Genomic DNA, 12,518 nt, shown 5'->3' on the forward strand with positions numbered 1-12,518 from the left:
TGCCGGTGGAGAACCCCAAGATCACATGGCTGGCGTCGTTTCCTCGATCGGGGAACACATGGTTGAGGTTCTTGCTGTGCCATATTTTGACGGGCAAGGCCGAACCGTCGTCTCACGTTGAGCAAGCGATACCGGATATCCACTTGGTACGGGATGTGGCCCTTTCGAAGAGTCGCCCCAACTTAGTCAAGTCGCATTTCAGGCTTTCTGCCTCAATGCCGCTGTTGGGTTGCACGGAACGGGCTGTCGTGTTGGTTAGGCACCCGCTTGACGTTGTGATGTCCACCGCTCGCTTGTTTTGCAGACGAAGCGGCGGCGAGCTTTCGCATTATGAAACCAAATTCTTGCGGTCCTTTGTCGAAAGCGGAACGCCATATTCTGGGCCTGAATGGCAAGGCTTTGGTTCATGGGCGGAGCATCCAACAACGTGGCTTGACCAATCTCAGTTTCCGACCCGAGTAATCCGCTACGAGGATCTACGAAACGACACGGCGAAAGTCGTGGAATCGGTATGCCAGTTCATGAGGGTGGCCGTCTCACCCGATAGGATCGATCATGCTATCGTCGATTGTTCGGCTGAGAAAATGTCTAAGATTGAAGACCGAGAAACAGAACTCGGAGCGAGAGGAATATTTACCAGAGGTCGCGCAGAAGACACGCAGCTTAAGTTTGTTGGTGGCGGCGCGGACTGGCGCGACCATGTGACCGACGAACAGCGCGCGACTATCCGCGACAAGTATGGCGCTCAAATGGCTCGGTTCGGCTACGAGGTTTAAAGCCCGCGCCACGGGTAAATCAGGATAGCGAAATCGCGGGTGATGCCCAATCGAGGGAACTAGCTCTACACTCACGGAAATCGGTAAGTTAACCGATGCCGCAACATCCCCTAGCGGTTAGTCCGATCAATTCGTGAGGACGGCTTGGCGTTGGTTGAGAGACTTTCCAATTTCGATAGGCCGGTATTTATCGTTGGCGTGCCAAGGTCGGGAACGTCGATGGTGGCGAGAGCGCTACAGGCGTGTGGACTATGGCTCGGGCGGGTCGCGCCGGCCACGCCCGACAATCGACTGGGCTTTTTCGAGAATGAGTCGCTCAGGGAGATCAACAAGGAAATCTTGGCGGCGCTTGGGACTCATCGGCTCGGCGTCCGCAGCATGCCGGCCCTCAAAGGCCAAGAAGCTCGATACGCACAAATCGGTGAATTGAAAGCACGTTGCCAGGAATCAATTGAGGGCGACGGCTACAAGGGCGAGGTGTGGGGCTTCAAGGACCCGAAAATGTCTTTGATATGGCCTATCTGGCGCGAGGCGTTCCCCGACGCATTGTGGGTCATTGTTAAGAGACCTAGCGAAGCGGTGATTCGTTCTTGCGCAAGATCTGAATTCCTTAAGCAATATGGTTTCGGTCATGAGGACTGGACGAAATTCGTGGGGGCGTGTCTGTCCAGGATCGCGGCCCTTGAGCGATGCGGGGTGCCGTACCTCGGTGCCAATGCGGATGAAATAGCGACAGGCAACCTGACTGCTCTTGAGACGATAGTCTGTTCGATCCCTGGATTGGATTGGAATGAGGCAGCAGTGCGAGCGTCAATTTCCACGAATATTTGGACTCGGTCATAATCCACTCTCGAACCGAGCGAGGTGGGAGCCGCCGAAAGAAGCGGTTCGGCTACAAGGTCTGAGCCCGACGCGACCATCGGCGGCACCGACGCGCCACGGCGGAACTGCCCGCCGCCCCCTTTCCGGTCCCACGCTCGGCCTATAAGCTCGGGTGATGACGACGTTCGAACCCGGCGCCCCGGCAGTGGCGCGCAACCCGGTAGCCACGGAGACCCTTCACGCCCAGGTGCGCGCGGCGGCGGCGCGCGACTTGCCGCAGATCGGGTTGCAGCCGGCGCACGGCGACACGATGGCGATCGTCGGCGGCGGTCCGTCGCTCAGACAAACCGACATATTGAGCGACCTCAAGATGCGGCCGGCCCGCATCCTGGCGCTCAACGGCGCCCATGACTTTCTGATCGGCCGCGGCATCGTGCCGTGGGGCCTGCTCGTCTACGACCCGCGGGCGGACGTGAAAAAATTCGTCGAGAAACCGCGCGACAACATCGTCTATTTCATCGCCTCTCAATGCCACGGCGGCGTCTTCGAGGCCCTGGCGGGCCGGAACGTGGTGCTGTGGCATGCGCGGGTGGCGGCCGACGGGGAAGACCTTCTGCGCGACATCTATGGGCCGGACGGCAAGTGGTGCCTGGTCGCCGGCGGCACGACGGTCGGCACCCGTGCGATCTACGTCGGCATGGCGTTGGGCTTCAGAAGGTTTCACCTCTATGGGCTCGACGGCTGTATCAGCGAGGACGGGGCGTCTCATGCCTATGACCAGAGTCTGCGGTCCGACGCGGCCGAAGAGCGCATGACCGTGACCGTGGGCGGGCGGGATTTCATCGTCTCACGGTGGATGAGGCAGCAAGCCCTCGATTTCGTCGAGTTGTTGCAAGCGCACGGCGACACCATCGACATCACCATCCACGGCGGCGGCCTGCTGGCCGCGCTGCTCGAGCGCCATCGCGAGAGCCATTGACAGGCTGCGATTCGATCATGCCGCCGCAGCCCGTCACCATCCGTTACCGCGTCCGGAACTACGAGAACGCCGACGAAGCGTGGCAGTCGGCGAAGCTTCTCTTCGACAAGGGGAATCTGGCAGCCGCCGACATGCTGTGCCGGCGGGCCATAGAATTGGCGCCCGAGAACGGCGCGGCATACGCGCTCCTCGGGACGGTGGCGCGAGACGTGGGGGCACTGGAAAAAGCGGTGTCCTACTACGAGCGCGCGCTCGCGCTTGGCGCGGACGCTCCTTCGACCGCCCGCGACCTGGAAGCGGTTCGCGCTCGGCGTGCCACGCGTACCCAACATGGACACGTCATCGGCGAGAAGACCAAATACCTCGTCATCAAATCCTGGGGCCACGGGTTCTGGTCGGATGTCGCCAACGTCCTGGGAAACCTTCTTCTCTGTGAGATGACCGGTCGCGTGCCGGTTGTTGATTGGGGTGACGGGTGCCGGTACAGCGACCGACCGGATGTTGACGGCTTCGGCAAATTCTTCGAGCGCCCATCGCCGACGAGCCTGGATGACGTCCTACGCAAAACCAAGCGGCCCTACTTCCCGGCCAAGTGGACGGCGGAGACCATTCGCAAAGGCGACGTCAATCGACTGACGGGGCCCGGATCCCGAATGGCGGGTATTTATCTCCTGAACCGCGCCGAGCAGGTCGCGGTCAGCGATTTCTACATCAGTGTTGCCGAGCTCTTGCCGTGGCTGCCGGCGTCGCACCCATATTCGGGAATGGGCGCCGATGCCGCCCTGCGCGCGTTGATACGCCGCAACCTCAGGCCGCGCCGTCAGGTCATCGACGCGGTCGAAAGGTTTCGCCGCGAACATCTCGACAAACCCTTCGTCGCGGTTCACCTGCGTGGAACCGACAAGATCAAGGAATTCAATGACTTGAGCCAAGCGACGGCGGTGATGTTCGCGGTCATCGACGATTTGATGTCGCGCCGGCCGTTCGGGCTTTTCGTCATGACCGACGACGTTCGGTTGCTCGAACGCGCGAACGACCGCTACGGCGCGCGCGTGGTTTCGACCGCCAGCGCACGGGCCGGCGGGGATATCGGGCTGCATTTCGCCAAGACCGCGGACCCGGTTCGCCTCGGCGAAGAGGTCATGGTCGATACCTATCTCGCACTTCATGCCGAGCACTTCGTCGGCCTCGCCGCGTCGGGGCCGTCGATGTTCGTGTCGCTGCTCCGAGAGTGGCAAGTCGGGAGGCTGCATCTGGTTGGCCGCAACACCTACGAATCGCCGAACCTGTTCCTTCATCTCGATCCGGCCGTAGCGCCCGACGCCGACCCAGCCTAATCGACCGCACTCCCGAATCAGGCCATCGGGCACGGTCGCCCGTCGATCACCAAGTGGATGGATTCATGACCGATCAACGCGCCGATGACGCGATCAAGCGGCAGGGACAACTTGCCGCGAAACGCGCAACTTGGGAATCCCACTGGCAGGAAATCGCCGACCGCGTGCTGCCGCGCCAAGCCGCGTTCGTCGCCGACCGGACGCCCGGCGCCAAGCGCACGGAGAAGATCTTCGATTCGACGGCGCCGCTCGCCCTCGAGCGATTTGCCGCGGCGATGGAAGGGATGCTGACGCCGCGCGGCCAGCGTTGGCATCACCTGCGCGCATCCGACCCGCGCCTGAACGAGATCGACGCCGTGCGGGTGTGGTTCGAGCGCGCCGAGGACATCCTGTTCGCCCGTCGCTACAGCCCGGACGCCAACTATGCCAGCCAGCAGCACGAGGTCTATATGAGCCTGGGCGCGTTCGGCTCCGGCGTTCTGTTCCTCGACGAGATAACCGGGCGCGGCCTGCGCTATCGCGCAATCCATCTCGCCGAGTGCTTCTTCGCCGAAGACAGCCACGGCCGCATCGACACCAATTACCGCAAATTTCGCCTGTCGGCGCGCCAGGCGGCGCAGCACTGGGGCGCCCAAGCGCTGCCGCGAGCAATCCGCGACGCGGTGGACCGCGAGCCCGACAAGGAGTTCGAGTTCCTCCATTGCGTGTTTCCGCGCGGTGAGCGCAAGGCCGGCCGGCGCGACCGCCTGAACATGCCGTTCGCCAGCCTCTACATCGCCATCGAAGGGCGGCGGGTGATCGAGGAGGGCGGCTTCGAGGAATTCCCCTACGCCATCTCGCGCTATGTGACGGCACCGCGCGAGGTCTACGGCCGATCGCCGGCGATGCAGGTGCTGGCCGACATCAAGATGCTCAACGAGATGGCGAAGACCACCCTGCGCGCCGCGCACAAGGCGGTCGACCCGCCATTGCTGGTCGCCGACGACGGCGTCATGAGCCGGATCAACACACGGCCCAACGCGCTCAATTTCGGCGGCATCAACAATCGCGGACAGGCGCTGGTTCAGCCCCTGCAGACGGCAGCCAACGTGCCGCTCGGCCTGGAGATGGAGAACCAACGCCGCCAGGTGATCAACGACGCCTTCCTCGTCACCCTGTTCCAGATCCTGGTCGAGCAGCCGAGCCAGACCGCGACCGAAGCCTTGATCCGGGCCCAGGAAAAGGGCGTGCTGCTGGCGCCCACAGTGGGACGGCAGCAATCGGAAGCGCTCGGTCCGATGATCGCCCGCGAGATCGCGATCCTCGGCCGCGCGGGACGGCTGCCGCCGTTGCCGCCGGTACTGGCCGACGCCGGCGACGGGTTCGAAATCGAATACAGCAGCCCGCTGAGCCGAGCCCAACGGGCGGAAGAGGCGGTCGGCATCGTCCGTACCCTGGAGGCGGCGGCGCCGCTGGCCCAAGCCGATCCGGGGGTGCTCGACAACATCGACGGCGACACGGCGATGCGTGCCCTGGCCGAGATCAACGGCGCCCGCCGCATTCTGCGCGGCCGCGACCAAGTCGAGGCGGCGCGGACACGGCGACAGGCGGCGCAGGGGCTTGAGCAGCTCGCCGCGGCGGCGCCGAGTGTCGCCGGCGCGGTGAAAGACATCGCCCAAGCGGAGGCCACCATTGCCGGCGGGCGATGAGCTGTGGCGGCGGCTGCGCCGCGTATTCCACCGCCGCCGCGCGGCCTATGCCGCCTTCACCCAATCGCCGGACGGGCGCGTCGTACTCGCCGACCTGGCGCGATTCTGCCGCTACCGCGAGAGCACCTACAGCCCCGACGACCCACCGGAGGCGATGCGCCACCTCGAAGGCCGCCGCGAAGTGCTGCTGCGCATCCTGTCCCATGGCGACATCAGCGACGACGAGATCGACCGCATCATCGAAGAGGAGACCGCCCGATGACCGAGCCCACCGACACCGCGCCCGTCACGACCGAGACCGCGACCACGCCGGCGGCGGATCCACCGCAGTGGGTCGAGAGCCTCGACGGCGGCGCCCGGGAGCTGGTCGCGGCCAAGGGCTGGAGCGCGCCGGGCGATGTAGTTCAATCCTATATCAACCTGGAAAAACTGATGGGCGCCGACCGCAGCGGACGGACCGTGATCCCGCCCAAGGAGGGCGACGCCCCGGAAGCATTCGACGCGTTCTACGATCGCATCGGCCGGCCCGAGTCGGCCGAGGATTATCTGATGCCCGATGCGGTGGTGCGGGACGCGACCGTCGATGCCGAGCTCGCCGACTGGGGCCGGCGGACGCTCCATACGGCGGGGCTTAGCCAAGGCCAGTTCGACACCGTGGTGACGGCATGGAACGAGATGATGGCGGAGCGGCTCGAAGCGGAGGCGCGGAACCGGACGTTGGCGGTCAACCGGGACGACAACGTGCTGCGCCAAGAATGGGGAGACCGTTACGACGCCAAGATGGCGCTGGCCAAGCGGGCGGCGCGGGCGGTACCGGGGGCGGTCGCCGACGTCGCCGCCGCTCTCGATGCGATCGAAAGCGATGGAGCACCCGGTCGGGCAGGCGTGTTTCGCCTGTTTGCGTGGCTCGGCGAGAACCTGATCGAAGACAAGCTGGCGGGCGAAGGCGAGGGCGAATTCGGCCACACCAGCGATGCGGCCAGACGGAATATCGCCGCGCTCAAGCTCGATGAGGCTTTTCAGAGGGCGCTGCTCTCGGCGAGCCACCCCGGTCCCGTCGAAGCGCGGGCGAAATGGGATCGCCTCCACGAGGCGGCGCATGGTTAATCACGCGGGCGGGTGCGGAAGTCCAGCAAATTGTTTCAAATACCCGCTATGGTTTACGATCGCTTAGTCCTTCTGAGGGATTCTGGCGGATGGCGAGGGACTGTCGCCGAGAGATGCTAAATGTCGACCATTTCGAGGCTTATCCGCGATGAGGACGGAACGACGGCGGTGGACTATGCGCTCATCGTGGCGCTTGTCTTTCTGGCCATGGTGTCCGGCGTGACGGCCTTGGGCGGGTCTCTGCAGGATCTCTACAACTACGCCGAGCGGGAACTGACCGCGGCGATTATGGGCGGCATTGAGCGCGGCCAGGGCCAGTAAGGAATCCCCGAACGATCGTCGCGACGCACTCGATGAAAGCGGCCGCGCCGGGTCGATTATGGCGCGCCAAAGAACAGCCGATAGCAGCGACTCTTGGATTCATCCAAGAAGACGAGCGTCGATATGTCGTTATCCCGGATCCCGGCGCCGACCCCTTCGATCGGTTCGATTGTCGCGTCACCCTCGACACGGCAGGCGGGAGACAGCAGGACCTCGAACTCATCGCCGCCGATCGAGTAGTAGGCGGGCCAGCCCTCGAACGTGGCCCCCGACGACAAGGTAACCACGAGCCAGGACTTGTAGCCCTCCGCATCGGGCCGATGCTTCGGCGGCCGCCCGTCGAGGGCGGAGATCCCGCCGCCATCGTTGTGATCGAGCGCGTAGCGGATCGGTGGACGCTCGCTGATTTTCGCGATGTCGTCGGTCCACGGCAGCACCTTGATCGCCGATATGATCCAGTCCTTTTCGTAAGCCTTGGCGGCGACCAGTCCGACGAGGACCGAAATGACCAGCAGCACGAGCAGATACCCTGCCGTCGGCGATTCGGTTACGTCCCGCGCCGTTTCGGAGAACGAATAGACATCGCCGCGCGCCGTGCGAAAGAGAAAGACCAGGGAACAGGCCAACACGCCGTTCAGCAACGAGATCGCCAGGGCGACGTAGGTAAAGACGTATTCGCCGAGGGAAAGGCTGCTCACATAATGGGCGAGCCCGAGGGAGATGAAACCCGGTATCAGCAGGACAACGAAAGCGGCCGCTTTCTTATTGCTATCGGGGAACATCTCGAGTGCTCACCTTTCGCCGGCGATCCTTGATGTTATTCGCATGTGACCTGACAGCCGCGGTCGCCGCAGCGTTCGAAATGGTCGGGACATCCGCCGCCGCCGGTGCCGTAGACGGAGGCCTCGACGATCAGCGCTTTGTACATCTCCGGGTCGGGGGTCCGCTTGATCCAGGCGTCCTGGACCGACCGCAGCGCAACGAGAACGGGTTCGCCGCGCAGTTGGTCGACGCTCAATCCGGCGAACGCAATGCCTTGATCGCGCAATTGTGCGCGCACCGAGAATTCCTCCTCGCGCGCGGCGGCGAACGCCGCCGCCTCCAACTCCTGGAGCGCTTTCTCGGCGGCCTCGCGCTGGGGCCGGGCCAGTTCAGCCCAACGCGCCGCGTCCGCGACGACGACCCATGGCGTCAGGCGCCCATAGGGCCAATCCACCGCCGTCTTGGCGATCTCCGGAATACGGAGCCGTTCGGCCCGCCAAGTCCGTATCAAGGCGCCGTCAAGCGATCTGGTCTGCAGAGCGGTGAACATTTCCCGGGTCCGGAGAATCACGACCTGGGTGTTCACGGCGGCGATCATCGCGGCGTATGCCGGAGAGCCGACGCCGATGCGCGATCCGTTCAGCCCGCCCTTGGCGCTAACCGATGCGTCGGTAAAGATCGCCAACCCTGATAGGGCGCCCGTCGCCAAGAAGCGGAGTCCTAATTTATCGGCCGACAGCTCGAAGACCGGGCGGAGGAGTTCCTGCATGGCCAATCGATAGGCGTCGAGATCGTCGAGAACGCCGGGCACCGCGGCGAGGTCGAGGCCGCGAAGCTCGCTCGAGGCGGGAAACAGTGCGGCGATCTGAATCGAATCGCCGGCCAGGCGATCAACCGCCTCGCGCGAATTTTCGAGCGGCACCAACTCAATACTCAGGGCGCCGTCGGTGGCTGCCCGCACAATATCGGGAATGGCGCCAATCGATCTTTCGTAAGCAGACCCCGGCATCACCACGTAGCCGAACTTCAGCGTCCGATCCGCCGACCATGCGGGGGCGGCGTAAGCATATAGGCACAGCCCGAGGATGGCCGAGCACAAGCTCATCCAGGCCCGTGGCGGACGCACCATTCAACCGTTACCTTGGACAGCCATCGTTTCCGCAACCTCTCGTTACCGGGACTCTCGTGGCCGCCGGGAAGAATACGATGGACGGGTGATCACGACGATGCCGACAGCGCCGGTCCCGTGTTCCGAGTGCCGGCAAGGCAACGGGCGACCGATCGTCGAAAGGCCGGGTCTGGTTCATGTTGCACCTTGGCCGGCGGCGTCCGTCCGGGCCGGGACGATAGCAAGATCGACCGCGACGCCTTCACGCGCGAGCGCCGCCTCGACGGCAGCGGCGGTGTCCGTGAGGGCCGCGATCGACGGTAACGCGGTCGCCAGGACCGCGACTTCGGCAAAGGTCGTGCCGCCCGCCCGCCGGGTCCGAATCGAAACGATGTTATTCTCGCCTGCGACTTCGGCCACGCTACGGCGGATCAGTTCGCGTAGGTCGGCGGAGGCGGGGGCATCGAGCAGATGGGGCACGGCCTTGGCGATCATCGAAAATCCGTTGAACAGCATGATGTAGGTGACAAAGGTGGCGCCCGCGGCATCAAGAAAGAGCGCGATGACATCGTCCTTGGCGAGGGCGGCAACGGTCAAGGTCACCTGTAGGAACAGCGACGACGTCATCATCGTGACGCGGGCGCGGAGCTCCGCCCGGTAGACTTCGGAATCATCGTCGCGCGACGCCGAGACCATCGCGTACCAGCCGACCACATTGATCAGCGAATTGACGGCGTTGGTCACCGCGGCCAAAGTCAACCCCAGGGGACTCGCGGCGGGTCTCCCCGAAAAGATCGTGTCGACGACGTTCTGTGCAATCCACAGCCCGCCGACGACGAGGCCGAGGCCGACGATTAGCCAGACGAACTGCTCGATCTTGGCGACGCCAAACTCGAACCGCGTGAGACGTCCGCGATGAACGGATATCAACAGCCAGTAAGTGTAGAATCCGATCACGAGCATGAGCGTGCTGCGCGCCGCCTCGCCGAGAATCGTCAGCGACCCGGAAAGGACGGCGACAAGGATGAGCAGCGCCGCCATTCCCGTATCGGCAATCGCCGTGTAGAGGAAGGCGGATTCCTTCGCCCGATTTTCGTTGGTTATCTCAGGCATCGGCTATTCCGGCGGTCAGAGCCGAAGGCGGGCAGTGATGATGTCGAGCAATCCGACGTCGGGGAATTCCACATAGGCCGCATGGCCGACGGGACAACGGTCGAATTCGGAGGCATCGACTTCGAACGTCAGCAACGCCTGGGCGACACCCTGGACGCGCCCCTTGGCGATCGCGGCGAGATCGGTTCGGCCGAGCGCCGCGGCCGAACCGCGGGTCAACAATACGGTCGCCGAACGAACGCGCGAATCGCCCTCCAACACGACCTCAGCCGGCGCGCCAATGGGGATCAAGGGCAATTCCGCGTCGGACACCGGTACGTCGACCATCAGGTTTGCACAATCGATCCATTCGATGATGCGATCGCCGACGGCCACGGTGCCCAGCGGCGGCGCCACGACGCTAAACACAAAACTGCCGACAGGCGCGGTCACGCTTGCTTCAGATAGGGTCGCGAGCATTCTTTGCTCCGCTTCGAAATCCTTTTGCGCTTCGATATGCGCGGCCCGCGTTTCATGAATATCGTAGTGGGCCCGATTCTGTTCGAGGCGCAGCTCGAGCTCGGAATATCGCACCCAGTCCGGTGCCGACCCGTCGGCCAAAATATAGATACCGTCCTCGGTTGCCTTGTCGCGCAATAGGGCAAAATTCAATGCGGCCTCGAGCTGCACCTGGCGCGTCTTCAGGGCCGACAGCCGCAGCAAATCCTCGTCAAGCTGCGCGGCCGACACCGAGCCTCGCTTGACGAGCGATTGGAGACGGTCGACGATCCGTTGCAAGACATCGATCTGGTCGCCATTGGCCTCCATTTCGCGGCGCAGATTGGCGATTTCCGTCTCGAGTTGGGCGTGGAACAATTCGGCTTGACGGCCCCTGGCGGCGATACGCGCACGATCGAGTGCCTCAAGATCGGCAAGGTAGTCCTCGGCCCCCGCTATGCGTGCCTCGGCCAGCATCATGCGGTCGCGAGTCGCCTCGACCATGGCGACGTCCTGCAGCAACAAGTCGTTCTGGATCGTCGCGATCCAACCGTCGCCGCTCACGAGATCGCCGACGGCCGGCAGTTCGGTCACGATCCGCCCGGCGATCGGCGCAACCGCCACCCGCGACCACGTCGTAACCGCCGAATCACGAACGACCGTCGAACGCAGATACGGACCCAGCAGCCAGGCCACATAGACCACAAAGGTCAAGGCGGATGCGGTATAGACCCATCTCTTGCCGGTTTTCATGTTTCACCGCGCCACGCCGTCATAACCCCGCCAACAATGGCGAAGCGCCCGCGTCAAGTCCAGATACTGTCGGTGGACCGGCCCAACGGGTGTCGCGACTCGGCGCGGGACCGAAAGCGGGCAAAAATTTAACTCAAGCCGGGACAAGCGCGGCAACCGGGGCTCTCCCGACACCGCGCCCCCGCTGACATCGTGAAAGCACGACGGTGAGCGACCGTTAAACGCAAGGATCGGGTCCGAACCAGGGATCGGGGATCAGGGATCAGGGATCAGAAACCGGCTCGTCGTGGCAACGGCAACCGATCTGACCTCTGATACCTGATTCCTGACCTCTGGCCTCGGGCAACCCCTCCGGCAATCGGCAACCCCCAATTGTTGGAGGACAGAATGTCCCTGAACGTTCCTACCCACTTCGCGCAGGAATATACCAGCCTGGTGCAGCTCAAGCTGCAGCAGCAGGGCTCGCGCCTGCGCAACGCGGTCATGGTCGGCGGTCACGTCGGTAAGGCCGCGGTCGCCGTCGAGCAGGTCGGCGCAGTCAATGCGCGCAAGCGCACGTCGCGTCACGCCGACACGCCGATCATCGACACCCCGGCCGACAAGCGCTGGGTCTTTCCCACCGACTACGAATGGGGCGACATGGTCGACCGCCAGGACCGCGTTCGCATGATCGTGGATCCGACTGGCGCCTATGTGACCAACGGTTCGAGTGCGCTCGGCAGAGCCATAGACGACGAAATCGTCGACGCCTTCTTCGGCGACGCCAAAACCGGCGAGAACGGCACCGACACTACCACCTTCCCGTCGGCCCAAATCGTCGCCGTGACCGAGGGCGCGGCCGCGGCCACCGGGCTCAACATCAAGAAACTCAAGGTCGCGCGGCGCATTCTGATGGAAAACAACGTCGACGTCGCCAACGACCGCCTCTATTGCGCGGTCACCGCCCAGCAGCACGAGAACCTGCTCAACGAAATCCAGGTCACGAGCCAGGATTTCAACACTCAGCCGGTGCTCGTCGATGGGTTGATCAGCCGCTTCCTCGGCTTCGACTTCATCCATACCGAGCTCTTGGAGGCGGACGGCAACGCCTATCGCAGGGTCGCCGCCTGGGCCCACTCCGGCATGCATATCGGCGTCTTCGACGAGATCGATGCCCAGGTCTATCCGCGGCCGGACAAGTCCAACAACATTCAAGTCCTGGTCCAGGGTACCTTCGGCGCAACGCGCTTGGAGGAGGGCAAGGTCGTCGAAATCAAATGCGCCGAAGCGTAAGGA

The 12,518-nt window shown here is 63.7% G+C and carries 13 protein-coding genes; 9 read left to right on the plus strand and 4 right to left on the minus strand.

Annotated features, from left to right (window positions below; all coding sequences use genetic code 11):
* Positions 1–62 precede the first annotated feature (62 nt).
* From GY791_08260 to GY791_08295, 8 genes are all read left to right on the plus strand, one after another.
* Positions 63–776, plus strand: a complete 714-nt coding sequence (locus tag GY791_08260) for a sulfotransferase domain-containing protein (protein ID MCP4328414.1) — start codon at positions 63–65, stop codon at positions 774–776.
* A 219-nt stretch (positions 777–995) separates the two neighbouring features.
* Positions 996–1,619, plus strand: coding sequence for a hypothetical protein (locus GY791_08265; GenBank protein MCP4328415.1), 624 nt, complete (start codon positions 996–998; stop codon positions 1,617–1,619).
* Between the two features lie 154 nt (positions 1,620–1,773).
* Positions 1,774–2,577 carry a DUF115 domain-containing protein gene (locus GY791_08270; protein ID MCP4328416.1) on the plus strand — a complete coding sequence of 268 codons (804 nt, stop codon included), beginning with the start codon at positions 1,774–1,776 and terminating at the stop codon, positions 2,575–2,577.
* Positions 2,578–2,594: 17 nt separating this feature from the next.
* The gene (locus GY791_08275; protein ID MCP4328417.1) at positions 2,595–3,914 is read left to right on the plus strand and encodes a hypothetical protein; all 1,320 of its coding nucleotides are present in this window, start codon (positions 2,595–2,597) and stop codon (positions 3,912–3,914) included.
* A 65-nt stretch (positions 3,915–3,979) separates the two neighbouring features.
* Positions 3,980–5,602, plus strand: a complete 1,623-nt coding sequence (locus GY791_08280) for a phage head-tail adapter protein (GenBank protein ID MCP4328418.1) — start codon at positions 3,980–3,982, stop codon at positions 5,600–5,602.
* Complete coding sequence (locus tag GY791_08285; GenBank protein MCP4328419.1) at positions 5,586–5,864, plus strand: hypothetical protein; 279 nt, start codon at positions 5,586–5,588, stop codon at positions 5,862–5,864. Before GY791_08280 ends, GY791_08285 begins: the two co-directional genes overlap by 17 nt.
* Positions 5,861–6,709: a hypothetical protein gene (locus GY791_08290; protein ID MCP4328420.1), complete on the plus strand. Its 849-nt coding sequence runs from the start codon at positions 5,861–5,863 to the stop codon at positions 6,707–6,709. Before GY791_08285 ends, GY791_08290 begins: the two co-directional genes overlap by 4 nt.
* Before the next feature lie 120 nt (positions 6,710–6,829).
* Entirely contained in the window at positions 6,830–7,030 is a 201-nt protein-coding gene (locus GY791_08295; protein MCP4328421.1) for a Flp family type IVb pilin, read from the plus strand.
* A 56-nt stretch (positions 7,031–7,086) separates the two neighbouring features.
* On the opposite strand, the gene GY791_08300 is transcribed toward GY791_08295, so the two are convergent.
* The 4 genes from GY791_08300 to GY791_08315 all read right to left on the minus strand — a co-directional run bounded on the left by GY791_08300 (position 7,087) and on the right by GY791_08315 (position 11,243).
* Complete coding sequence (locus tag GY791_08300) at positions 7,087–7,812, minus strand: hypothetical protein (protein MCP4328422.1); 726 nt, start codon at positions 7,810–7,812, stop codon at positions 7,087–7,089.
* 35 nt (positions 7,813–7,847) lie between these two features.
* Positions 7,848–8,921: a hypothetical protein gene (locus GY791_08305; protein MCP4328423.1), complete on the minus strand. Its 1,074-nt coding sequence runs from the start codon at positions 8,919–8,921 to the stop codon at positions 7,848–7,850.
* Between the two features lie 174 nt (positions 8,922–9,095).
* Positions 9,096–10,013: a cation transporter gene (locus GY791_08310; protein MCP4328424.1), complete on the minus strand. Its 918-nt coding sequence runs from the start codon at positions 10,011–10,013 to the stop codon at positions 9,096–9,098.
* Positions 10,014–10,028: 15 nt separating this feature from the next.
* On the minus strand, positions 10,029–11,243 hold the full coding sequence (locus GY791_08315; protein MCP4328425.1) for a hypothetical protein: 1,215 nt from the start codon (positions 11,241–11,243) through the stop codon (positions 10,029–10,031).
* A 387-nt stretch (positions 11,244–11,630) separates the two neighbouring features.
* Here GY791_08315 and GY791_08320 point away from each other — a divergent pair, with 387 nt between their 5' ends.
* Positions 11,631–12,515: a hypothetical protein gene (locus GY791_08320; GenBank protein MCP4328426.1), complete on the plus strand. Its 885-nt coding sequence runs from the start codon at positions 11,631–11,633 to the stop codon at positions 12,513–12,515.
* Positions 12,516–12,518: the final 3 nt, after the last annotated feature.

The organism is Alphaproteobacteria bacterium, assembly GCA_024244705.1.
GTDB lineage: Bacteria > Pseudomonadota > Alphaproteobacteria > JAAEOK01 > JAAEOK01 > JAAEOK01.